The sequence below is a fragment of the Rathayibacter sp. VKM Ac-2804 genome, from assembly GCF_009866655.1.
Lineage (GTDB): Bacteria > Actinomycetota > Actinomycetes > Actinomycetales > Microbacteriaceae > Rathayibacter.
Genome location: NZ_CP047420.1, coordinates 3,881,489 through 3,905,078 on the forward strand (window position 1 = coordinate 3,881,489; position 23,590 = coordinate 3,905,078).

Here is a 23,590-nt window from a genome sequence, read left to right on the forward strand (position 1 = left end):
CCCTGTGCTGGCGGGTAGCCCGCGCAGCGGGTCCTTCTGCTGGTCGAGCAGCGCGCGCAGCGGGCGTATCGAGACCCCGACCAGCACGGTTCGGCCGGGGGCTCCCTGCGGCTCAGGACGCTATGAGGTGGAGCCGTTCGTCGCACCAGCTCGCGATGCCGGGGTCGTGGGTCGCGACGACCACGCTCGCGCCGTGACCGGCGAGCTCGGTCAGCACGTCGAGCACGGTCTCGCTGTTCTCGGCGTCGAGGGCGCCGGTCGGCTCGTCGGCCAGCACGAGGGTCGGGCTCTTCACCAGCAGCCGGGCGAGCGCGACCCGCTGCTGCTCGCCGCCGCTCAGCCGGGCGACGCGCTCGCGGCCACGCCCGGCGAGGCCGACGCGGTCGAGCGCGCGCTCGAACCGGTCGCTGCGGCCGCGCCGCTCGCCGAGCGCGATCGCGAGGTTCTGCTCGACGGTCGCAGTGTCGACGAGCGCGTAGCTCTGGAAGAGGTAGCCGAGCCGGTCCCGTCGGAAGCGGCGTCGGCCGTGCGCCCGCAAGCGGGTCAGCTCCTCCCCGTCGACCTCGATCGAGCCCGAGTCGGGGGCGTCGAGGAGCCCGAGGCAGTTGAGGAGCGTCGACTTGCCGCTGCCGCTCGCGCCGGTGAGGGCGAGGGTGCTGCCGGAGGCGACGGTGACGTCGAGTCCGCTCCACAGCGTGCGCGAGCCGTAGCCCTTGGCGAGATGGGTGGCGAGGATCACAGGAGGCCTTTCCGTTCGGTCGGGAGGGAGGAGTGGAGCAGGGAGCGCATCAGGCGTCGACGACGGGCGAGCGGCTCGCCCTCCGGTGGGCGAGGGCGAGGCACGCGACGAGGAGCGCAGCGCTGGACGCGACCACGCCGATGTCCAGCGCCGTCTGCTCGAGCAGGAAGTTCTCGGTGTCGACCGTGCCGAGATCGATCACCGTGCGGACGTCCTTCGGATCGCGGAACCACTGCGGGACGACGGCGAGCGCCAGCGTCGCCGTCAGCAGAACGCCCTCCAGCAGGAGCCCGCTCCGGTGCGCCGTGAGCGGTCCGAGCCCGGACAGCCGGTGCACGAACGCCCGCTTGCGGTCCTTCTCCACCAGCACCACCGCCGCGACGAGACCGGTGAGCAGCACGACGATCCCGCCGCTCACGAACCCGGTCACGTTGATCGCGTGCGCGCCGAGCGCCCGCCGGTACTGCTCGTTCGCCTGGTACGCCACGGGAGTGATCGAGCCCACGACACCGGAGAGCCCGCGCTCCTCGATCGCGCCCGAGAGCGCCGGAGGGTCGGTGAAGATCACTCCGCCCTGAGTGATCACCGCGATCAGCTCGGAGTGGGCGAGCACGTCGACCGACGGCAGGACGACGACGATCGGATCGACGAGCTCGGGCTCGGGTTGGAAGACCATGTCTCCGGAGCCGAAGGTGACGAGGGTCTGCCCCGACGGCACGACGTGCTCCACGACCGGAAGGTCGACGGTCCCCGGTGCCGGGTCGGAGACGCTCGACTGGATATCCTGCCAGGAGTGCAGCTCCGCGAGCGCGGACTGCCGCCGCTGCGCGGAGGAGTCCTCCGGCTCGAGGACGGTGAGAACGCCGTCGGGGACGTCAGTGATCCGGCGCCCGCCCTCTCCGAGGACCTCGACCCTTCGGAGGTAGCCCTCACCGACGATCAGCAGGTTCCGTTCGAGACCGAGTCGCGGCGTGACGAAGATCACCTCACCGGCGGCTTCCCGCGAGACGACCAGATCGGCCAGTGGCCCGTTCGCGGCGCGGTACTCGGACTCGCCGAGGTACCCGCTGATGCTGATCGTGACCGCGTCCTCGGCGGCACTCCAGAGCTCACGGCTGCGACCCTCGATCTCCGCGACCTTCGCGCTCTGCCCGAGTGCGGCGACGATCGCGAGGAGCACCAGCACCGCGGGGACCCGCACCGCGTAGACGCCGAGCAGCACCCACCAGCCGTCGATCTCGCCCTTGACCTGATCGACGAGCCGTCGGCCGTCGGTGAGGGCGATCGCGAGGATCTGCGCGACGACCGCCGCGAGCAGGAGGAGCGCGAGAAGCCGACCGGAGAGCGCGAGGACCGTCGGCAGCTGGGCGAGGCCGTTCAGAGCGGCGGTCGCGAGAGCGACCGCGGCCACTCCCCCGAGCGAGAGCACGACCACCGGGAGCGCGAGGAAGCGCCACTCCGACAGCAGGATCCGGAGGAGCCCCGCGCCGTGCAGCCGCTGCACACCGTGTGCGCGGCTCCGCAGCAGAGTCCCCGCCCCGACGAGGACGACGACGGCGAGCAGCGCGACCGCGAGCGAGCGCATCAGATCGCCGTACTCCCGATAGGTGTCGATGTCGACGGTGGAGACATAGGGGGCGACTCTGCCGGACCAGCCGCCGTCCTCGAGGACCGCGAGCACCGCCTCCGCATCCGCTCGATCCCCGCCGATCAGCCAGGCGCCGCGCGGATCGAGCAGATCCAGGTCCTGCAGCGGCGCGACTGTCGTGGTGATCGACGTGTCGACCGCGCCGTAGCCGTCGCGGAGCAGCTCCGCCGCTGCCCCGTCACCCGCGACGTAGAGGTGGCGCACGGTGGCCGGCTCGACCGCGTCCTCGACGTAGCGGACGACGTCGATCCCGCGATCCTCGGCCAGCACCGTGAGCTCCCGGTAGACGTCGCTCGCCGCGACCAGTGGTGTCGCGTCCTTCGAGATCCTGAGCTGCCAGCCCCCGTCCCAGACCAGACCGCGCGCGTCGAACGCCCGCACGAAGACGACGGCGAGCACGGCCGCCAGGACGACGGCCAGCGCATAGCCGAGAATCACGCTCTTGCTTCTCACAGCTCTCCCCGCTGCAGGGGCGGGCGGAGCCGAGGCTCCGCCCGCCGATCGGTCAGGAGCAGATGTCGTAGTACGCGGAGTCGACCTCGTAGGGTCGAGCGGGTGCACTCACCGCGGCGGGGACACCCGGGTTCTGGCATCCCGCGTAGTGGTACTCGCCGTTGTAGACGGTCGCCTTGTGCCTGCGAGAGTCGTGCTCGTAGGAGGACAGCACGGTCCCGCGGCTCGTCCCGTGGATCCACGTCCCTCCCTCCTCCGGGTGGGACACGGTGTACGCCGCCGCGACGGGCGCGATCAGCATCGCCCCCGTCAGGGCGAGTCCGGTGATGAAGGACCGGCGGGAGCCGGGTGCTCGGAAGGACATGGTGGGACCTCTCTGTTTCGGACCGCCGTCGCCGAGACCGGTGAGGCGGGCTGCGCTGCGGCAGCGAGGGAACCGTATGCCCGATACCATACTCATCTGACCACCTCTGCGAGGTATCTCGACGACTCGGCGCGTTTCAGTACCTGTGGAGGAGTCTCGACACCCCGCCGCACCCTCCCGACCGCCCGGGCACACGCCTACCCATCCCCTCCGCGCGGCCACCGGCCAGAGCCGGCGCTGCGCGGGAGTACCGTGACGCCATGACAGCGCAGGACGACATCGGTGCGGAGCAGGCGCCCCCCAAGGACTTCTCGCACGAGCAGGAGGGCTACCAGCACGGTCTGAAGCCCCGCCAGCTCCAGATGATCGCGATCGGCGGTGCGATCGGAACCGGGCTCTTCCTCGGCGCCGGCGGCCGCCTCAACTCCGCCGGCCCGGCCCTCGCGATCGCCTACCTCGTCGCCGGGATCTTCGCGTTCTTCATCCTCCGCGCCCTCGGCGAGCTGGTCCTGCACCGCCCGTCGTCGGGGTCGTTCATCTCCTACGCCCGCGAGTTCTACGGCGAGAAGTTCGCCTACGCGGCCGGCTGGATGTACTTCCTCAACTGGGCGATGACCTCGATCGTCGACACCACCGCCGTCGCCGTCTACCTCAAGTACTGGTCGGCCTTCACCGCGGCGCCGCAGTGGCTCCTCGCCCTGATCGCGCTGCTCGTCGTCCTCGCTGCGAACATGGTCGCGGTCAAGGTCTTCGGCGAGCTCGAGTTCTGGTTCGCCCTGATCAAGGTGACGGCGCTCGTCGCCTTCCTCGTCGTCGCGCTGATCTGGCTCGTCTTCGCCTTCCCGGTGCAGGCCGGCGGCGAGACCGTGCGGACCGGCGTCTCGATCCTCGCGGACAACGGCGGCATCCTGCCCAACGGCCTGCTCCCCGCGGTCCTGGTCATGCAGGGCGTGGTCTTCGCCTACGCCGCGATCGAGCTGGTCGGCACCGCCTCCGGCGAGACGCAGGACACCGAGAAGGTGATCCCGCGTGCGATCAACTCGGTGATCTTCCGGATCGCGATCTTCTACGTCGGCTCGATCGTCCTGCTCTCGCTGCTGCTGCCGTTCACCGCCTACAAGGAGGGCGAGAGCCCCTTCGTCACCTTCTTCTCCTCGATCGGCGGCCCCGAGGTCGGCACGATCGCCGGCTCGATCATGAACTTCGTGGTCCTCACAGCAGCCCTCTCCTCGCTCAACGCCGGCCTCTACTCCACCGGTCGCGCGCTGCACTCGATGGGCATGAACGGCTCCGCCCCGAAGTGGACCACGCGGATGTCGCGCGGCGGCGTGCCCTACGCGGGCATCCTGCTCACCGCGACCTTCACGGTGGCGGGCGTGGTGCTGAACTACTTCGTGCCGAGCCAGGCGTTCGAGATCGCGCTCAACATCGCGAGCCTCGGCATCATCACGGCGTGGGGCACGATCATCCTCTGCCAGATGCGGCTGCGGCAGTGGGCGAAGAAGGGCCTCGCGAAGGAGCCCTCCTTCAAGCTCCCCGGCGCCCCGGTCACGTCCTGGCTGACCCTCGTCTTCCTGGCCGTGGTGCTCGTGCTGATGGCGATCGACTTCCCGGTCGGCACCCTCACCATCGCCTCGCTGGTGATCATCGTCCCGCTGCTGGTGGCCGGCTGGTTCCTCCAGCGCGGGCGCATCCTCCGGATCGCGGAGCTGCGCGACGGAGTGACGGGGCAGTTCCCGGTGACCGGTCGCGACCCTGCGGCCCAGGTGCGCCGCGATCGCGACGACCAGGACTGACGCCGGCCGGCACCGACGCAGGCCGCACCCGCCCACCGTTACTCTCGATCGCGCGGGCGCCCACGCGCCGGCGGAACGGGAGCGGCATGGCCACGGTGGACTCCGCGGAGCGGCGCGCGCGCCTGATCGAGCTGCTCGAGCGCGACGGCGCGATCCGCCTCGACGACGCGGCGGCCGAGCTCGACGTCTCGACGATGACCGTCCGGCGCGACCTCGCCGATCTCGAGGTGGAGGGCCGTCTCAGCCGGGTCCGCGGCGGCGCGGTCGCCGCGCTCCGCCCCCGCCCCTTCGCCGAGCGCCTGGCCGCGGGCGCCGCCGCCAAGCGCGAGATCGCCCGGAAGGCCGTCGCCCTGCTGCCCGACTCCGGCGCGATCGCGGTGGACGCCTCCTCGACCGCGGGCACCCTCCTCGCCGCCGCCCCGGAGTCGCCGCGGCTGCTCATCGCGACCAACTCGCTGGAGAACCACGCCTCGGCGCGCGCCACCCGCGCCCGCGTCGTCCTGATCGGCGGCGAGCTCCAGGCCGAGACCGACAGCTTCGTCGGCCCCCTCGCCTGCTCCGGCGCGGCCGAGCTGCACTACGACCGCTTCTTCACCTCCGCCTCGGCCGTCACCCGCGCGGGCACCAGCGAGGTGACGCTCGAGGAGGCGCAGGTCAAGCGCGTCCTCGTCGCCGCCTCGGCCGAGACGGTGCTGCTGGTCGACTCCTCCAAGCTCGAGCGCACGGCCCTCGCCCGCGCGCTCGACTGGGACGCGATCGCTGTGCTCGTCACCGAGCTCGACCCCGCCGACGACCGGCTCGACCCCTTCCGCGGTCTCGCCGACGTGCGCTGACGAGCATTGACCGGAACGAGTCGGCCTGTTAGCTTCTGTGATAGTTAACACACTCGTTCAACCAGACGGAGAAGTCATGGCAGCCTCGACCGCCGCGGAGCTCATCGCCCGCTCGAACCGCCTCGGGGCCGACCCGCGCAACACGAACTACGCCGGCGGCAACACCTCCGCGAAGGGCGTCGAGACCGACCCCGTCACCGGTGAGCCCGTCGAGCTGCTCTGGGTCAAGGGCTCCGGCGGCGACCTCGGCACGCTGAAGGAGTCGGGCCTCGCGGTCCTCCGCATGGACCGCCTCCGCGCGCTCGTGAACGTCTACCCCGGCGTCGACCGCGAGGACGAGATGGTCGCCGCCTTCGACTACACGCTGCACGGCAAGGGCGGCGCCGCCCCCTCGATCGACACCGCGATGCACGGCCTCGTCGACGCCGCGCACGTCGATCACCTGCACCCCGACTCCGGCATCGCCTTCGCGACCGCCGCCGACGGCGAGCGCCTCACCGCCGAGGCCTTCGGCGGCACCGTCGCCTGGGTCCCGTGGCGCCGCCCCGGCTTCCAGCTCGGCCTCGACATCGCCGCGATCAAGGAGGCGAACCCCGAGGTCATCGGCGCGATCCTCGGCGGCCACGGCATCACCGCCTGGGGCGACACCAGCGAGGAGGCTGAGGCGAACTCGCTCCGCATCATCGAGACCGCGAGCGCGTACATCGCCGAGCACGGCCGCCCCGATCCCTTCGGCCCCGCCCTCGACGGCTACTCCGCTCTGCCCGAGGAGGAGCGCCGCGCCAAGGCCGCCGCCCTCGCCGCGCACCTGCGCTCAATCGCCTCGCACGACCGCCCCCAGGTCGGCCACTTCACCGACTCCGCCGAGGTCCTCGACTTCCTCGCGAGCACCGAGCACCCGCGCCTGGCCGCGCTCGGCACCTCCTGCCCGGACCACTTCCTCCGCACCAAGGTGAAGCCGTTGCTCGTCGACCTGCCGGCCACAGCCACGGTCGAGGAGATCGTCGAGCGCCTCCCCGCGCTGCACGAGGCGTACCGCGCCGACTACCAGGCCTACTACGACGCGCACGCGACGCCCGAGAGCCCCGCGATCCGCGGCGCCGACCCGCTGATCGTGCTCGTGCCGGGCGTGGGCATGTTCTCCTACGGCGCGAACAAGCAGACCGCCCGCGTCGCCGGCGAGTTCTACGTCAACGCGATCAACGTGATGCGCGGCGCCGAGGCGATCTCGACCTACGCCCCGATCGACGAGGCCGAGAAGTTCCGCATCGAGTACTGGGCGCTCGAGGAGGCGAAGCTGCAGCGGATGCCGAAGCCCAAGCCCCTCGCCTCCCGCATCGCACTCGTCACCGGCGCCGCCTCCGGCATCGGCAAGGCCATCGCCACCCGCCTCGCCGCCGAGGGCGCCTGCGTCGTCGTCGCCGACCTCGATCTCGCCAAGGCGCAGGCCGCGGCCGCGGAGCTCGGCTCGACCGACGTCGCGGTGGGAGTGGCGGCGAACGTCTCCGACGCCGCCGCCGTCAAGGCCGCGATCGACGCCACCGTGCTCGCCTTCGGCGGTCTCGACCTGGTGGTCAACAACGCCGGCCTCTCGCTCTCGAAGTCGCTCTTCGACACCACCGAGGCCGACTGGGACCTCCAGCACGACGTGATGGCGAAGGGCTCGTTCCTCGTCTCGCAGGCCGCGGCCCGCGTGCTCGTCGACCAGAAGCTCGGCGGCGACATCGTCTACATCTCCTCGAAGAACTCGGTCTTCGCCGGCCCGAACAACATCGCCTACTCCGCGACCAAGGCCGACCAGGCCCACCAGGTCCGCCTGCTGGCCGCCGAGCTCGGCGAGCACGGCATCAAGGTCAACGGCATCAACCCCGACGGTGTCGTCCGCGGCTCCGGCATCTTCGCCTCCGGCTGGGGCGCGAACCGCGCCAAGACCTACGGCATCGACGAGGAGGACCTGGGCGCGTTCTACGCCAAGCGCACCATCCTCAAGCGCGAGGTCGTCCCCGAGAACGTCGCCAACGCCGTCTTCGCCCTCTGCACTTCCGACTTCTCGCACACGACCGGACTCCACGTCCCTGTCGACGCGGGCGTGGCTGCGGCCTTCCTGCGATGACATCGTCATCGCGGGAACGCCGCAGCATCGCCCGAAAGGCGGCAGCCCTCGGCCCGGAAGACCGTGGGACGCGACGGCGGCCCTCAATGGGTCGCATCCCGCCGAAGGCGTCCGACAGAGGAGCCCTCCGATGAAGGCGGTCGCGGCGGTCGACCTCGGCGCGACCAGCGGGCGCGTCATCCTCGGCTACGTCGGCCACGACGAGCTGCGGATGCGGCACGTCGCGCGCTTCCCGAACCAGCCGGTCCGCGTCCAGGAGGGCGCCGAGTCCGCGCTGCACTGGAACATCCTCGAGCTGCACCGCTCGCTGACGACCGGGCTGACCAACGCCCTCCGCGACGAGCCCGAGGTCGTCTCGATCGGCATCGACTCCTGGGCCGTCGACTACGCCCTGCTGCGGCAGGGGCGCATGCTCGGCGCGCCGTACCACTACCGCGACGAGCGGACCGCGCGCGGCGTCGCCGATGTGCACGCGCGGATCGGCGCGGAGGAGCTCTACGCGCGCAACGGACTGCAGCACCTCCCCTTCAACACGCTGTTCCAGCTCGCCGCCGAGCGCGACGTGCTCGCCCTCGCCGACCAGGCGCTGCTCGTCCCGGACCTGATCGGCTACTGGCTGACCGGCGTCGCCGCGACCGAGATCACCAACGCCTCCACCACGGGTCTGCTCGACCCGCACACCCGCGCGTGGGACCACGAGCTCCTCGCGCGCCTCGATCTGCCGCTCGGGATCCTCGCCCCTCTGATCGAGCCGGGCTCCCGGCTCGGCTCGCTCCTGCCCGCCGTCGCCGCCGAGCTCGGCGCCCCGGCCGGGCTCGGCGTCGTCGCCGTCGGCTCGCACGACACGGCCTCGGCCGTCGTCGCCGTGCCGGCCGCGGACGAGGACTTCGCGTACATCTCCAGCGGCACCTGGTCGCTCGTCGGCGTCGAACTCGAGGAGCCGGTGGTCTCGCTGGAGGGTCGGGCCGCCAACTTCACCAACGAGGGCGGCGTCGACGGGCGTGTCCGATTCCTGAAGAACGTGTCCGGGCTGTGGCTGCTCTCCGAGTCGATCCGCACCTGGGAGCGCAGCACCGGCGAGCAGATCGACCTCCCCGAGCTGCTGCGGGAGGCCGCGGCGATCCGCGGCCCGATCACGACCTTCGACCCCGCCGACGAGCGCTTCCTCGCCCCCGGCAACATGCCCGGCCGGATCGTCGAGTGGTGCGTCGAGCGCGGCCTCGCGCAGCCGCGCACCCGGCCCGAGTTCGTCCGCTCGATCCTGGAGTCGCTCGCCGAGGCCTACGCGAGCACCCTCGCCGACGCCGTCCGACTCAGCGGCAAGCGGGTCCGCACGATCCACATCGTCGGCGGCGGCTCGCAGAACGAGCTGCTCTGCCAGCTCACCGCCGACCGCACCGGGCTCCCGGTCGAGGCCGGCCCCAGCGAGGCCACGGCGATCGGCAACATCATCGTCCAGGCCCGCGCCCAGGGCCTCGTCTCCGGCTCGCTCGAATCGCTGCGCGCGCTCGTGCGCCGGGCGTTCCCGCCGGTGCGCTACGAACCCCGTCCCTCCTCCCCCGAGAAAGGCTGACCAGCATGGTCCAGCGCCAGTTCCCGAAGCCCGTCGAGCTGCTCGAGTACCTCAGCTTCAAGAAGCCCGAGCTCGACGGCCGCAAGCGCCGCCTCGACGCCGCGCTCACCATCGAGGACCTCCGCACCATCGCGAAGCGCCGCACCCCGAAGGCCGCGTTCGACTACACCGACGGCTCCGCCGAGGGCGAGATCTCCATCGCCCGCGCCCGCCAGGCCTTCGAGGACGTGGAGTTCCACCCCCAGGTGCTCCGCGACGTCGCCGCCGTCGACACCACCGCCACCGTCCTCGGCGCACCCTCCGCCATGCCGTTCGGGATCGCGCCCACCGGATTCACCCGCCTGATGCAGACCGAGGGCGAGACCGCCGGGGCCGGAGCGGCCGCCGCCGCGGGCATCCCGTTCACCCTCTCCACGCTCGGCACCACCTCGATCGAGAACGTGAAGAAGGCCAACCCCCACGGCCGCAACTGGTTCCAGCTCTACGTCATGCGCGACCGCGAGATCTCCTACGGCCTCGTCGAGCGCGCCGCGCAGGCCGGCTACGAGACGCTCTTCTTCACCGTCGACACCCCCGTCGCCGGCGCCCGCCTGCGCGACAAGCGCAACGGCTTCTCCATCCCGCCGCAGCTCACCGTCGGCACCGTCCTGGACGCCCTGCCCCGCCCGTGGTGGTGGTTCGACTTCCTCACCACCCAGAAGCTCGAGTTCGCCTCGCTCAGCGCGACCGGCGGCACCGTCGGCGACCTCCTCGACCTCGCCATGGACCCCACCATCAGCTTCGAGGACCTGAAGGTCATCCGCGAGATGTGGCCCGGCAAGCTCGTCATCAAGGGCGTGCAGAGCGTCGAGGACGCCCACAAGTTCGCCGACTTCGGCGTCGACGGCATCGTCCTCTCCAACCACGGCGGACGCCAGCTCGACCGCGCGCCCATCCCGTTCCACCTCCTCCCCGAGGTCGTCCGCGAGGTCGGCACCGACACCGAGGTGATGGTCGACACCGGCATCATGAACGGCGCCGACATCGTCTCCTCCATCGCCCTGGGAGCGAAGTTCACCCTCATCGGCCGCGCCTACCTCTACGGCCTGATGGCCGGCGGCCGCCAGGGCGTCGACCGCACCATCGCGATCCTCTCCGACCAGATCGTCCGCACCATGAAGCTGCTCGGCGCCCACTCCCTCGAGGAGCTGACCCCGGCCCACGTCACCCAGCTCGAGCGCCTGCAGCCCCGCCCCCGCGCCTGACTCGGCTCCACCTCCGGCACGCAGAACCGCCGCAGGCCGACCATGCTGGTCGAGTAGCCGCGGAACGCGGCGTATCGAGACCCACGTCCTCAGCACGGTGGATCTCGATACGGCCGCCATGCGGCCTACTCGATCAGCATGCAAGGGCCAGCCGCTCCACCGTCCTCCCGTCCGCGCAGGTGCCTCATGCTGGTCGAGCGGCCGCCGCGGGCGCCCTCATGCTGGTCGAGTAGCCGCCGCAGGCGGCGTATCGAGACCCGCGTCCTCAGCACGGTGGATCTCGATACGGCCGCCATGCGGCCTACTCGATCAGCATGCAAGGGGCAGCCGCTCCCCCGTCCACGCAGCCGCCCTCATGCTGGTCGAGCAGCAGCCGGAGGCGGCGTATCGAGATCCGCCGACCCGCACACAGCCTCTTGCCAGGAACGCCGTCGACCCGCTACGGTCGACGAACGCCACCACGAAAGGAGCCGACCATGACGCACGCACCGCACTTCACCACCGCCGGCTTCTTCGGCGCCCTCTCCGACTGACCGGTCGAGCCTCCCGCTCGTCATCGCTCAGACGGTGACGGCGCAGAAGAAGCTCCCGGTCCGCGGCACCGCCGCACGGACCGTCGTCCCGTTCCCGACCCGATCCCCGGGTCCCGCGCGCCGCCCCTCCGGCGGCCGCTCCGCGCGCTCCGAGCGCGCTCCTCGCCGCGCCCACCAGGCGCTCTCCGGCGCGCCCGCGCGCCAGCCGCCCGGCACCGACCGGGCCCCGCACGAAGGACACCATCGTGAACACCGCAGCGACACTCGTCGCCCGCCTCCCCCGACCCCGCACCGCCCGCCTGCTCGACCGCCTCGCCCTCCGCGCGGGCATCGCCCTCGTGGCGTGGAGCACCCGGGAGCGCCGCCTCCCGCCCACCCACGCGGAGGTCACCGTCCTCCGCCACGAGCGCGCCGCCCTCGAGGACCGCGAGCGCCGCACCGCACTCCAGCGCATCCCGCGCTGACCCCACCCACAACGCAGAAGTCGCGGTAGTCGAACGCGACTACCGCGACTTCTGCGTCCTGAGCCGAGCGGCCTACAGCTGCTGGTCGAACACCTTCGCCCTCCGAAGCGCGTCGTCGAACCCGAAGCCCAGCACGCCCTCGTACTCCCAGACCTCCAGTCGATCGCCGGGATCCACACCGTCGATGAGGAAGGTCGTCTCCGCGTCCTCGGTCGACTTCGAGACGCCAGCGACGCCGCGGGCATCGTTCTCCCGCATCTCGGCGACGGGCTTCCCGCCGACCACGACCACGAAGCGCCGATCCGACTCGACGATGGCATCAGGCAGGGTCACCAGAGCACGACCGCCCGAGATCGACGCCTTCACGAACGTCGGCTCCGCCGGGGCGGGCGCGGGAGGCGCAGGCGGCGTTGCCGTCAGAACCTGGTCGAGCAGCTTCTCCTTGCGGAGGGCCGGATCGCGCGAGTCGTACCACGTGCCCTCGTACTCCCAGACCTCCAGGTGCTCACCGGGGGTCACCGTGCTGAACTCGAACAGCTTCGCGTCGCCCTCGCGCCACTCGTTCACCGGCCCGTACGCCGCGTCCCCCTGGATCTCTCCGAGGTCCCTTCCGCCGGTGGAGACCACCAGCCGCTTGTTCGTCCGGAGGACCTCATCGGGCACGGACAGCACGGCGTTCCCGTTCACCAGGGACACCGCCATGCCCGGCTTCTCGCCGACCTGCTGGTCGAACAGCTTCGCGATCCGCTTGACGTCCTCCACGCCGAAGTCGAACCCTGCTCCCTCGTACTCGGAGACCTCCACCCGACTGCCGGGCTTCACACCGAGGAGCTGGATCCGTGTCCGGTCGCCGTCGATCCGCTTGCTGCCGAGGAACGTGGTCCTCCCGTCCTGGCCGCCGCCGATGAAGGTCTTCCCGCCGTAGCTCTGACCGACCTCCACCCCGTCGGCCCGGAACACGAGCCTCCTCTGCGCCGCGAAGACGCCGGTGGGCACGCTCACCACCGCGAAGCCGTCCTCGAACGACGCCGTCAGTCCCGACTCGACCGGAGCGTCCGACGCCCGGACGTCGGCCAGCTTCTTGATCCAGGGGGCCTCATCCACGTCATCGCCCAGCGATCCCTCGAGTTGGAAGACCCCCAGCCGCTCACCAGGCTGGGCGTCTCCGAACTCGACCTTCATCCGGCCGTCCAGCGCGTAGTACGGCCTGCCGCCGACGACGACGCCGTTCTGGATCTGACCGAGGACCCTCTCCCCGGCGCGGACCATGAGCCACGTGTCCGACGAGGAGATCTCACCGGGGAGGCTCACGATCACGTGGCCGTTCACGAGGGACGCCGTCACAGCCGAGCTCGGCGCAGGAGCGGGCACGGCCGGCGCAGCCGCGGACCGGGAGGCCCCGGCCCCGCCTCGGTCGGCCGGTGCGGCCGTCGCCGGCGTCGCCGACAGCAGGCCGACCAGGGCGGTCGCGGCGACGCAGGCCGCCAGGGTGCGCGTGCTTCTCATGGAATTCCTCTCTCACTGCGACCGGCGACGACGAAGCGGCACCTTCTGGGGCGGCCTCGGCCGGTCACGAGGAGCCATTGTGTTCGAGGCGCACCGCACCCCTTCTCCTCCTGTCGCGCAGTGCGGCATGCCCGCCTGACCCGCTCGAGACGCCGGAAGTCGCGGTGGTCACTCCCGAGTACCGCGGCTTCTGCGGAGTCGATGCCACGACGCAGAAGTTGCGGTAGTCGCATTCGACTACCGCAACTCCTGGCACTGAACCGCTTCTCATCGACGACCGCCGAACGAGCGGTCGACGGGGCCGGCGCAGAGGTGGGCGCCGCGCTCGGGCCCGGTGCAGACCCGCTGTCTACAGCTTCTTCTCGAACAGGTCCCGCCGTGTCCCCTCCTGATCAGCGCCGGAACCATCGACATCCACAGCAGTGACCTTCACCAGATCGCCCGGCTCCGCTTCGAGCTTGAGCAGCATCTGCTCACCCTCGTGATACGCCGTCCGAACACCACGGTCGACACCAGCGCGCAGACCGTTCAGGCCGTTCGCGAACTCGGCACCCTTCACACCGTTCACCCAGATCGTCACCCGCTTCTCGGGAACGGCGAGCGCCTTCGAGATCCGCACGACCGCTCGCTGATCCTCATACGACACCGACGCCACCGGACCGTCCTGAGGGTGCATCAACCCCTCGAACAGCACCGGATCCGCACCGCCCCGATCAGCAGCAGTCCCGGCGACATCGGCCAGAGTGACCTTCACCTGATCACCCAGCTCCGCCTCGACCTTGATCACCAGCCGATCGCCCTTGTCAGAGGCCGCCCAGACACCGGCTCCCAGACCGTTCATGCCGTTCACGACGTCCGCGGTCTTCACGCCGTTCACCCAGACATCCACCCGCTTCTCGGGAGACAGGATCGCCTTCGGCAGAGAGATGACCGCCCGATCCTCCTCGTACGACGCCGTCACCAGCGGAGCACCCGCAGGCGCGTCCTTCGACGGGGTCGGAGCGGGGGTCTCGGTCGTCGGAGGAGGCGGCGCCGTCGTCGGAGTGGGCGGCGCGGTCGTCGGAGCGGGCGGCGCCGTCGTCGGCTCGGGCGCACCGAGCGTCCCGGCGAACAGCCTCTGCCGTCGGAGGGAGTCGTCGAATTCGGTGTCCAGTGATCCCAGGTACTCGGTGACCGCCACACGCTCACCGGGCTTCACACCGGGGATGTGGAAGGTCGTCCGACCGCCGACGGCATCGGCCGTCGTGCTCGCGACGCCCCGCGTCTCGTCGTCATGGATCTGAGCGACGAATCTGCCCTCGACGATGACCACGATCCGCTTGTCCGTCCGGTAGACGTCGTCGGACAGCGTCACCAGGGCCTGATCGCCCGAGAGCGACACGTCCACGAACGACGACTGCGCGGGCGGTGCCGTCTCCGCAGCGGGCTCGACCGGCGCTACCGGCAGAGGCCGCCCGGGCAGGCGTGCATCCGGGCCACCCGGCTGCTGCGTGTCGGACATATCCGCCTCGCCGCGGTCGGCCTGCCCGGCCGGCACGTCCGTCACGGACGGGCCGAGGAGTCCCGGGCTCGACCGGTCCGACTCCTCATGCTGGACGATGCCGCCGGCACCCCCGTCGAGCGGCTCGGCCATCGCCGGCGTCGCCGACAGCATCCCGAGCAGAGTGGTCGCGGCGAGACAGGCCGCCGCGGTGCGTGTGTTCTTCATGGAGATTCCCTTCGATGAAGGCGACCAGCGAGACGGCAGCCCGTCCGGGAACGGCCACGGCTGGTCGCATCGAGACATTCTCATCTGGACCCACCGACGATCGCTTCGCTGTGGCGCGAGACGCACCCCCGCCATGGAGACGCCCGCGCGCAGAGGGTGCGGGCGTCTCCGCGACGACCGCACCCTCCGCGTCCCGCCCGACCGAGCCGGAGCCTCAGTCGAGTCGGCTAGAGCTGCTGGTCGACCAGCACGCCCTCCCGGAGGTCGGGGCTGAGGGGGTCGTTCAGCTCGCCGCCGTACTGCAGCACCTCCAGCCGGTCTCCGGGCTTCGCCTGGGTGTACTCGAACGACCTGTCACCGTCCTTGTTCGAGCTGCCGTCCTGCCCGTCGGCTCTCTCGCCCTGGATCTCCCCGCGGTACTGCCCATCGATGCGGACGACGATCCGCTTGTTCGCATCGGTGAACTCAGAGGGGACGCGTACGACAGCGCGTCCGTTCTCGAACGACGCGGTCACCGGCGGCTTCTCACCCACCTTCTGGTCGAGGAGCTTCACCTTCCGGAACTCCGAACCGATCCCGTCGCCCAGATCTCCGCCGTACTCCCAGGCCTCCAGCCGCTCCCCGCGCGCGACCCCGCGCAGCGAGAACATCTTGTTCGTGCCCTCGTCCCACCGGATCACGCCGTCGTACGCCGTGTTCCCCATGATCTGAGTGATGGGTCGCCCGTCGGCGAAGAACACGATCCGCCTCCTCGCGGAGAGGTACTCCGCGGGCACGCCCACCACCGCTCGGCCGTCCACGAACGACGCCTGCACGCCCGGCAGGTCGATCCGCTTGCGGAGGAAGTGAGCGTCGTCGGCCGGGTCGGCCAGCGTTCCCAGGTACTCGGAGACCTGCACACGAGCCCCGGGCTTCGCGATCTCGAAGCGGTACTTCGCCTCGTCGTCCTGGATCACCGTGCTCACCGCCCCTCGGGCCTGACCGGCGAAGATCTGCCCGACCACCTCCCCGTCGGCGAGCACCACGTAACGGGTCCACGCAGTGACCAGGGTGTCGGGCACCGTGACCGCGACCTCGCCGTCCTCGAAGTACGCGGTCACACCGGAGCTCTCCATCGGCCCGTAGGGCACTGCCTCGTCCGAAGGCGCACTCTGCGACGCGCCGACGTCGCCGGACAGCGGCGCCGCCAGGGCCGGCGTCGCCGTCAGCAGGCCAAACAGGGTCGTCGCGGCCACGCAGGCCGCCACAGTACGGGTGTTTCTCATCGGGTTCCCTTTCCTCGATGCGACCAGCAGCGAAGGAGCGGCGCGTCTCGGAACGGCCGCAGCTGGTCGCGACGAGACATCCTCACCTGGTTGTCTCGACGATCAGCCGGTCGTGGCGCGCCGTGCACGCTCCGCCGCTGGAAGGAGTCGGTCGTCCGGCCGACGGCCGCCGCGCCAGACAGTCGCTCACAGTCGCCGCACATATCGCTGAGTATCGTTCGGAGCGACACGGTCGTTCGGAACGGCACACTCGGAAGACATACGGAGGTCACCATGAAGAACCAGTCCTCGACCGGCGCGTTCGGCGCCGGCAACCCCATCGACGGCATCTGGCAGGCGATGGAGCAGGCCCGCGCCGGCTTCGAGAAGCGCACCGGCAGCCGCGTCGGCCGCGGCGACGTCCGCGCCGCCGTCCTCGCACTCCTCGCCGAGCAGCCGATGCACGGCTACCAGATCATCCACGAGATCGAGGAGCGCAGCGGCGGCAGCTGGAAGCCGAGCCCCGGCTCCGTCTACCCGACCCTGCAGCTGCTCGCCGACGAGGGCCTGATCGCCGCCGACGAGTCCAACGGCCGCAAGACCTACAGCCTCACCGACTCCGGTCGCGCGCAGGTCGCCGCCTCGGGCACCGACGCCCCCTGGTCCGAGTCCGACCAGGTCGACTTCGGCGCACTGCCGAAGGCGGGCGTCGCACTCGCCCAGGCCGCCGCGCAGGTCGGCCGCTCGGGCACCCCGGCTCAGATCCGGCAGGCCGTCTCCGAACTCGAGGACGTGCGCCGACGCCTGTACGCGATCCTCGCGCAGGACTGACCCGGGTGGCGCCGGTCCGCCCGGGTCTGACCGACCCGGGCCGCCGAGCCCGCAGCGACCAGCGTCGCTACCGCCGCATTCTGCGGTTCGCCTCCTGGCACCTCGCGGTGACCTGGTTCTTCGATCTGCTGCTGCCCCGCATCGGGCTGACGGCGGTCGCGCTGCGCACCCGCCCGCAGCGGATGCGGCGCTTCGCGCGCAGCTTCCACGTCCTGGCCGTCGACCTCGGCGGTCTGATGATCAAGGTGGGCCAGTTCATGTCGTCGCGCCTGGACGTCCTGCCGCCCGAGATCACCCGCGAGCTGGAGGGCCTCCAGGACGAGGTGCCTCCGGTGCCGTTCCCCCGGATCCGGGCCCTCGCCGAGTCCGAGCTGGGGACGACGCTCGCACGCGCCTACGCGGACGTCGACGAGACGCCCGTCGCCGCCGCCTCGCTCGGCCAGGCGCACCGCGCCCGGCTCTCCCCGGTGGACGCCGCCGACTCCGGGCACGAGAACGCCATCGTCAAGGTCCAGCGGCCCGGCATCGACGAGATCGTCGAGGTCGACCTCGCGGCGCTCCGGCGCATCGGCGGCTGGCTGACCCACGTGCGCCTCGTCTCCGACCGCGTCGACGCGCCCGCGCTGGTCGAGGAGTTCGCGGTCACGAGCCTCGAGGAGATCGACTACCTGCGCGAGGCGGCCAACTCGGTGCGCTTCGCCGCCGACTTCGCCGGCGATCCCCGCGTCGCCGTCCCGGACGTGATCTGGGAGCGCTCGACCCGCAAGGTGCTCACCCTGCAGGACGTCACCGCGATCAAGATCACCGACGCCGAGGGTCTCGCCGCCGCCGGGATCGATCCGCGCGACGTCGCCCCGGTGTTCGCCGCGGTCATGTTCGACCAGCTCTTCACCAACGGCTGGTTCCACGCCGACCCGCACCCGGGCAACGTCTTCGTGACGCCGACCCCCGGCGGCGAGCTGCCCTGGCGGCTGACCTTCATCGACTTCGGGATGATGGGCGAGGTGCCGCCGTCGACGAGGGCGGGACTGCGCGCGATGCTGATCGCCGCCGCCTCGCGCGACGGCAAGGGCCTCGTCGACGCGGCGCGCAACGTAGGGGTGCTGCTCCCCTCGGCCGACTCCCGCGAGCTCGAGCGCGCGATGACGCAGCTCTTCGCGCGCTTCGGCGGCATGGGCTTCGCCGAGCTGCGCGAGGTCGACCCGCGCGAGTTCCGCGACTTCGCGATCCAGTTCGGCGACGTGGTGCGCTCGCTGCCGTTCCAGCTGCCCGAGAACTTCCTGCTCATCATCCGGGCGATGTCGCTGACGTCGGGGGTGTGCAGCGCGCTCGATCCGGCGTTCAACCTCTGGGACTCGGTCGAGCCCTACGCGCAGCAGCTGATCCGGGAGGAGCGCGGCAACGTCGCGCAGGACGTGGGCCGGCAGGCGCTCGACACGCTCGGGCTCCTCGTGCGCCTGCCGCGGCGCCTGGACGAGCTGGCGACGACCCTCGAGGACGGGACGCTCGCGGTCACCGTGCCGACGGTAGAGCGCCGGCTGAACCGGCTCGAGGGGACGGTCCGGAGGATCGTCTCGGCGGTGCTCTTCGCCGGGCTGCTCATCGCGGGTGCGGTCGTCCGGGCCGACGACACCGTGTTCGGCACGGTGCTGATGGCGGTCTCCGCGCTGCCGCTGCTGCACGCGCTGTTCTCGCGCTCGCGCCTGCTCTGAGGCACGCCCGCGACGGACCGGTTCCCGCCACATGGTCGGACTGCGCCGATTTGTGGAGGCCCGCTCGGACGAGGTCCACGGTGGGATCACGGTCGTTCACCGACGAACGCCCGACCAGGTCCGAGGAAGGGAGTCGTGATGATCTTCGCATTGATCGCCTATCTGATCTCGATCTTCGAGTGACCCGCCCGAGCGATCGCGGCCACCCGCCCAGGGTGACCGCGACCGGCCCGGCGTCCTCGCTGCAGTGCCGCAGCGCGCGACCCCCGCACGCCCTGCGACGGCGGGTCCAGGGACGAGCCGGGGTCAGTTGCCCCGCAGCTCCTCCTCGAGCAGCGGGTACCTCGCGGACCTCGACCCGATCGGTTCGCCAGGACGACCGCCGATCACCGAGACCTCGAGGCGGTCGCCCGCCTTCGCCGGTCCCATCCGGAGGAAGACCCGGTCGCCGATCGACCACCGGCTCGCGTAGTAGGCCGAGCCCGAGTAGGTCTCGCCGACGTACCGGTCGTTCACCAGCACGACGATCCGCGTCCTCGACCGGAGGAGTCCGGCGGACAGGTCGATCACCACGTCGCCGCCCTCCAGGTGAGCGTGGATCGAGTCGTCGACGTGCGACACGGACCCGCCCACGGGCGCGAGGTACGGATCCTGGGGCGTCGCTCCGGCGCCGGCCGCAGCAGCGGTCGCCGGTGTCGCGGACGCGAGGCCGAGGAGCGCTGAGGCGATCACGCCGATCGTCACGGTGCGCAGGAGCATCATCGGGGAGCCTTTCCGTCGGACCCCTCGGATCGAGCGCAGAGGTCGAGACCAGCGCGCGTCGGCGTCGCCGAGAGGGGTGGTCGCCCATCCTGCAGGAGGGGGCCGAGCAGAGCGTCATCGCTGTCACGGATGAGCACGAATGGCACGGATCCGAGCCCCGAACCGCGCCGGAACCGACCGATCGCGCCGCCTCGCACCGCGAGCGCCACGGAGTCGAACGCGCTTCCGCCGTCGGCGACAGTGGCGGCGGTCTCAGCGACCGACCCCACTCCGACACCACGAAAGGACACGCCATGATCCCCAACGCGCTCGTCGCGATCTTCATCGCCTTCTTCGGCTCGCGCTAGCGGACCGCCGACTCCAGCTCGCCGGCGGGAGGAGGCGGGCCGTCCGTTCCCCGCCTCCTCCCGCCGTCGCACTCGCGCGCGCCACCCCCGGGCAGCGACAGGTCCGCGCTCACGGCAGGACGATCACCTTCCCGGTGATCCGGCCGGCGGCCGCCTCGGCATGGATCGCCGGCAGCTCGGCCAGCGGCACCCGGCGGGTGACCTCGACGGCCAGGGCGCCGGCGTCGACGAGCGCGACGAGCTCCGCGAGCCGGTCGCGGTTCGGGAGCACGAACACCGTCGCCGCGCGCACGCCGCGACTCTCGTCGCCGGGGGTGGTCAGGAACGCGGTCGTGCTGACGACGACTCCCCCGTCGCGCACCGCCGCGACGTACGCCGCGAACCGGTCCGGCTCGAGCGGCGCCAGGTTGAGCAGCACGTCGACCTGCTCGCCGAGGGCTCCGAGCACGTCGGTCGTCGTGTGATCGACGACCTCGTCGGCTCCCGCGGCACGGACGGCAGCGCTGCTGCGCGGACTCGCCGTCGCGACCACGCGCACGCCGGCGCGCTTCGCGAGCTGCACGGCGTACTTCCCGACCACCCCGCCCGCGCCGACGATCAGCACCCGCTGACCGGCCTCGAGCCGGCCGTCGTCGAACAGCGCCTGCCACGCGGTCAGCGCGACCGACGGCAGCGCGGCCGCGTCGGGCAGCGGGATGCTCCTCGGAGCGGCGACGACCGCGTCGGCCGGCGCCAGGACAAGGCCGGCGGCTCCACCGTCGCGCTCCATCGGCAGGAACGCGACGACCGGATCACCCACCGCGACCCCCTCGACCCCGTCGCCGACCGCGTCGACCGTGCCGGAGACGTCGTACCCCGGCACGTGCGGGAGCTCGACCGGGATCGGCAGGACGCCGCCGCGCATGCCGGCGTCGGCGACGTTGAAGGCCGAGGCTGCGACCCGGAGCCGCACCTGCCCGGCGCCGGGAACCGGGACCGGGATCTCCTCCTGGACGAGGACCTCGGGTCCGCCCACCTCATGGAATCGCACTGCCTGCATGATCATCTCCGTTCCTCATTTGCTTCCAATTCGAAGCACTGAGTCGACGCTAACACTGCTTCCAATTCGAAGCAAGACTAGGATCGACGACATGACGGACGCCGCCCTCACCCCGACTCAGCTCTCGGCCTACCTGGCCTTCACCGAGGTCGGCAGCCTGCTGCGCCCGGCGGTCGAGCAGCAGCTGCGCGAGGCCGGCGACCTGAGCTACCTCCAGTTCCAGCTGCTGGCGCGCCTGGGCGACGCCCCGGACGGACGACAGCGGATGACCGACCTCGCGGACGGCGTCGCGCACAGCCGCAGCGGCCTCACCTACCAGGCGCAGCTGCTCGAGCAGCGGGGGCTCGTCACCCGCTCGCCGTCACCGGACGACGAGCGCAGCACCGTCGTCGCGCTGACCGCCGCGGGGCGGGAGATCCTCCGAGCCGTCTTCCCCGGGCACATCGCGACCGTGCACGGGCTGCTGTTCGCCCCGCTCACCGAGGCGGATGCGGGTGAGCTCGCGCGCATCCTCGGGCGGGTCGGCGAGCACCTGCGGGCGGCGCCGCCGAGGTCGGCGCGACGGCGACGGTCGAAGCCCGCGAACGGCTCCCCGCTGACCGGACCTCGCGAGTCCTAGAGCAGACCGGTCAGCACGCCGCCGTCGGCGCGCAGGGCCGCTCCGTTCGTGGCGGAGGCGCGCGGGCTGGCGAGGTAGGTGACGAGCGAGGCGATCTCGTCCGGCTCGAGGAAGCGCTCGACGAGGGAGGTCGCGCTGCCGCCGATGATCGCGGCGCGGAGGGCGTCCACCGGAACGCCCTGCGCGGCCGCGATGCCCTCGACGCTGCTCGCGACGCCGTCCGACCAGGTCGGGCCGCCGAGGACCGTGTTGACCGTGACCCCGGTGCCGCGGGTCAGCTTGGCCAGGCCGTTGCCGAGCGCGAGCATCCCCGCCTTGGTCACTCCGTAGTGCGTCATGTCGGCCGGGACGTTCACGCCGGACTCGCTGCTGACGAAGACGATTCGGCCCCAGCCGGCCTCGATCATCGAGTCGAGGACGTGTCGGGACAGGCGGACGCCGCTCATCACGTTCACCGTGAAGAAGCGCAGCCACTGCTCGTCGGTGATCGCCGCGAAGGGAGCGACCTCGAACAGGCCGACGTTGTTGACCAGGACGTCCACCCGGCCGAGGCGCTCCAGCAGGCGGTCCACGGACTCCGCATCGGCGAAGTCGGCGGCGAGGCCGGAGACGACGGCGCCGGGGACCTGCGCGCCGAGACTCTCGACCGCCGCACCGACACCCGCCTCGGTCCGGCCGTTCACCACGACCTCGACACCCTCCCGCAGCAGGGCGAGCGCGATCGCCCGGCCGATGCCCTGCGTCGAACCGCTCACGAAAGCGCGCTTGCCTGTTAGTTCCAGATCCATTCCGGTCGTCTCCCTCGTCTGCCGCACGCGATTGCTTGCCTGGGAAACTGTAGCCGATTCACTTTCCCGGTCAAGTGAATCGGCGCTACGCTCATGAGGTGACCGGCCCTGATCCCGCCCCGCTGAGCGGCGACGACCTCGCAGCGTGGAGCGCGCTCGCGACCGTGCTCGAGTGGCTCCCCGCGACGCTCGACGCACAGCTGCTGCGCGACTCCGGCCTGAGTCACTTCGAGTACGGCGTCCTCTACGCCCTGGCCGCCGCTCCGGAGCGGACCCTGCGGATGAGCGCGCTGGCGGGCTACGCGAACAGCTCGCTGTCGCGGCTGTCGCGCGCGGTCTCGCGGCTGGAGGCACGCGGCTGGGTCGAGCGGCGACCGGATCCGGGCGACGGGCGCACGACCCTCGCGACACTGACCGCGGCCGGCGCCTCCCAGCAGGAGCAGGCGGCACCCGGCCACGAGGCCCTGGTCCGCGCCGTGGTCCTCGATCCGCTGAGTGCACGGCAGCGCCGGGAGCTGCAGGCGATCGCCTCGACCATCGCACGGGCCATCCGCCCGGACGACTCGTGGACACCGCCGGAGGGCCGCTCCTCCCGGTGATCCGGCGAGCCGCGGCCCGGCAGTCGAGGGGGCACGGGACGTGCGGAACGGCGCCGATCGGGGGCGGCGGGCGACCGTTCCGAGCGCCGCGTCAGCTCACGACGATGCGGGTGAAGACGGTCGTCTCGCCGTCGGCGGCGTTCACGTAGGCGTAGCGGCGGGCGGTGGAGAAGGCGACGTGCTGGCCGACCGCGAGCCGGACGTCCGCCTCGCCCTCGCGCTCGAGCACGAGGGCGCCTGCGGTCACGAGGAGGATCTCGTGCCAGCCCTCCGGGTCGGGCTGCGCCCGGTAGCGGTCGCCGGGACCGAGCGTCCAGGTCCAGAGCTGCGCCTCGGCGCGGGCCGGGACGGACGCGAGCAGGACCGCGACGCTGGCCGCGTCGTCGCCGCGCCAGGCCACCTCGTCGATCGCGGCGGGGACGGAGCCGGGCGCGGAGACGAGGGCGGTGAAGCTGGAGCCGAGCGCGACGGCGAGCCGGTCGACGCCGGTGAGACTGATGTTCGCCTCGCCCGCCTCGACGTTGACGATGGTGCGCCGGCTGATGCCGGAGAGCTCGGCGAGCGCCGCCTGACTCAGCCCGGCCTCCAGCCGCGACCGGCGGAGGTTGCTGCCGATGTGGGCGAGGACGGCGGCGGGCTCTGGCGTGCGCATCGTTCTGCACTCTATAGTGTGCA

At 71.6% G+C, this 23,590-nt stretch carries 20 protein-coding genes; 10 read left to right on the forward strand and 10 right to left on the reverse strand.

Going from position 1 to position 23,590, the window contains the following annotated elements; genetic code table 11:
- Positions 1-112: 112 nt before the first annotated feature.
- From GTU73_RS18035 to GTU73_RS18045, 3 genes are all read right to left on the reverse strand, one after another.
- Complete coding sequence (locus GTU73_RS18035; RefSeq protein WP_160090995.1) at positions 113-739, reverse strand: ATP-binding cassette domain-containing protein; 627 nt, start codon at positions 737-739, stop codon at positions 113-115.
- Positions 740-788: 49 nt separating this feature from the next.
- Positions 789-2,825 (reverse strand): hypothetical protein, encoded by a 2,037-nt coding sequence (locus GTU73_RS18040; RefSeq protein ID WP_160090996.1) that lies wholly within the window; start codon positions 2,823-2,825, stop codon positions 789-791.
- Between the two features lie 67 nt (positions 2,826-2,892).
- Entirely contained in the window at positions 2,893-3,204 is a 312-nt protein-coding gene (locus GTU73_RS18045) for a lactococcin 972 family bacteriocin (protein ID WP_160090997.1), read from the reverse strand.
- A 260-nt stretch (positions 3,205-3,464) separates the two neighbouring features.
- Here GTU73_RS18045 and GTU73_RS18050 point away from each other — a divergent pair, with 260 nt between their 5' ends.
- The 6 genes from GTU73_RS18050 (at position 3,465) to GTU73_RS18075 (ending at position 11,760) form a co-directional block, all read left to right on the forward strand.
- The gene (locus GTU73_RS18050) at positions 3,465-5,000 is read left to right on the forward strand and encodes an amino acid permease (protein WP_160090998.1); all 1,536 of its coding nucleotides are present in this window, start codon (positions 3,465-3,467) and stop codon (positions 4,998-5,000) included.
- An 86-nt stretch (positions 5,001-5,086) separates the two neighbouring features.
- Positions 5,087-5,833, forward strand: coding sequence for a DeoR/GlpR family DNA-binding transcription regulator (locus GTU73_RS18055; protein ID WP_160090999.1), 747 nt, complete (start codon positions 5,087-5,089; stop codon positions 5,831-5,833).
- Between the two features lie 76 nt (positions 5,834-5,909).
- Positions 5,910-7,946: a bifunctional aldolase/short-chain dehydrogenase gene (locus tag GTU73_RS18060; protein ID WP_160091000.1), complete on the forward strand. Its 2,037-nt coding sequence runs from the start codon at positions 5,910-5,912 to the stop codon at positions 7,944-7,946.
- A gap of 130 nt (positions 7,947-8,076) precedes the next feature.
- Positions 8,077-9,519: a rhamnulokinase family protein gene (locus GTU73_RS18065; protein ID WP_160091001.1), complete on the forward strand. Its 1,443-nt coding sequence runs from the start codon at positions 8,077-8,079 to the stop codon at positions 9,517-9,519.
- Positions 9,520-9,524: 5 nt separating this feature from the next.
- On the forward strand, positions 9,525-10,763 hold the full coding sequence (locus tag GTU73_RS18070; protein ID WP_160091002.1) for an alpha-hydroxy acid oxidase: 1,239 nt from the start codon (positions 9,525-9,527) through the stop codon (positions 10,761-10,763).
- Positions 10,764-11,541: 778 nt separating this feature from the next.
- The gene (locus GTU73_RS18075; RefSeq protein WP_160091003.1) at positions 11,542-11,760 is read left to right on the forward strand and encodes a hypothetical protein; all 219 of its coding nucleotides are present in this window, start codon (positions 11,542-11,544) and stop codon (positions 11,758-11,760) included.
- Between the two features lie 72 nt (positions 11,761-11,832).
- Here GTU73_RS18075 and GTU73_RS18080 read toward each other — a convergent pair whose 3' ends face one another.
- The 3 genes from GTU73_RS18080 to GTU73_RS18090 form a co-directional block, all read right to left on the reverse strand.
- The gene (locus GTU73_RS18080; RefSeq protein ID WP_160091004.1) at positions 11,833-13,266 is read right to left on the reverse strand and encodes a hypothetical protein; all 1,434 of its coding nucleotides are present in this window, start codon (positions 13,264-13,266) and stop codon (positions 11,833-11,835) included.
- A gap of 349 nt (positions 13,267-13,615) precedes the next feature.
- Positions 13,616-14,974 (reverse strand): hypothetical protein, encoded by a 1,359-nt coding sequence (locus tag GTU73_RS18085; protein ID WP_160091005.1) that lies wholly within the window; start codon positions 14,972-14,974, stop codon positions 13,616-13,618.
- Positions 14,975-15,201: 227 nt separating this feature from the next.
- Complete coding sequence (locus tag GTU73_RS18090; RefSeq protein ID WP_160091006.1) at positions 15,202-16,239, reverse strand: hypothetical protein; 1,038 nt, start codon at positions 16,237-16,239, stop codon at positions 15,202-15,204.
- Between the two features lie 273 nt (positions 16,240-16,512).
- Here GTU73_RS18090 and GTU73_RS18095 point away from each other — a divergent pair, with 273 nt between their 5' ends.
- Complete coding sequence (locus tag GTU73_RS18095; RefSeq protein ID WP_160091007.1) at positions 16,513-17,049, forward strand: PadR family transcriptional regulator; 537 nt, start codon at positions 16,513-16,515, stop codon at positions 17,047-17,049.
- A 5-nt stretch (positions 17,050-17,054) separates the two neighbouring features.
- A complete protein-coding gene (locus GTU73_RS18100) occupies positions 17,055-18,761 on the forward strand; it encodes an AarF/UbiB family protein (RefSeq protein WP_160091008.1) in 1,707 nt (568 codons plus the stop codon).
- A 306-nt stretch (positions 18,762-19,067) separates the two neighbouring features.
- Here GTU73_RS18100 and GTU73_RS18105 read toward each other — a convergent pair whose 3' ends face one another.
- Both GTU73_RS18105 and GTU73_RS18110 read right to left on the reverse strand, forming a co-directional pair.
- Positions 19,068-19,523: a hypothetical protein gene (locus tag GTU73_RS18105; RefSeq protein ID WP_160091009.1), complete on the reverse strand. Its 456-nt coding sequence runs from the start codon at positions 19,521-19,523 to the stop codon at positions 19,068-19,070.
- 456 nt (positions 19,524-19,979) lie between these two features.
- The gene (locus GTU73_RS18110) at positions 19,980-20,909 is read right to left on the reverse strand and encodes an NADP-dependent oxidoreductase (protein ID WP_208543700.1); all 930 of its coding nucleotides are present in this window, start codon (positions 20,907-20,909) and stop codon (positions 19,980-19,982) included.
- A 91-nt stretch (positions 20,910-21,000) separates the two neighbouring features.
- Between GTU73_RS18110 and GTU73_RS18115 the strand changes: the two genes are divergently transcribed.
- Entirely contained in the window at positions 21,001-21,528 is a 528-nt protein-coding gene (locus tag GTU73_RS18115) for a MarR family transcriptional regulator (protein ID WP_160091011.1), read from the forward strand.
- On the opposite strand, the gene GTU73_RS18120 is transcribed toward GTU73_RS18115, so the two are convergent.
- A complete protein-coding gene (locus GTU73_RS18120) occupies positions 21,525-22,283 on the reverse strand; it encodes an SDR family NAD(P)-dependent oxidoreductase (RefSeq protein WP_244231691.1) in 759 nt (252 codons plus the stop codon). The two genes, GTU73_RS18115 and GTU73_RS18120, sit on opposite strands and share 4 nt — an antisense overlap.
- Positions 22,284-22,414: 131 nt before the next feature.
- Here GTU73_RS18120 and GTU73_RS18125 point away from each other — a divergent pair, with 131 nt between their 5' ends.
- The gene (locus GTU73_RS18125) at positions 22,415-22,915 is read left to right on the forward strand and encodes a MarR family transcriptional regulator (protein WP_160091013.1); all 501 of its coding nucleotides are present in this window, start codon (positions 22,415-22,417) and stop codon (positions 22,913-22,915) included.
- Positions 22,916-23,006: 91 nt separating this feature from the next.
- On the opposite strand, the gene GTU73_RS18130 is transcribed toward GTU73_RS18125, so the two are convergent.
- A complete protein-coding gene (locus GTU73_RS18130; RefSeq protein WP_160091014.1) occupies positions 23,007-23,567 on the reverse strand; it encodes a helix-turn-helix transcriptional regulator in 561 nt (186 codons plus the stop codon).
- Between the last annotated feature and the right edge of the window lie 23 nt (positions 23,568-23,590).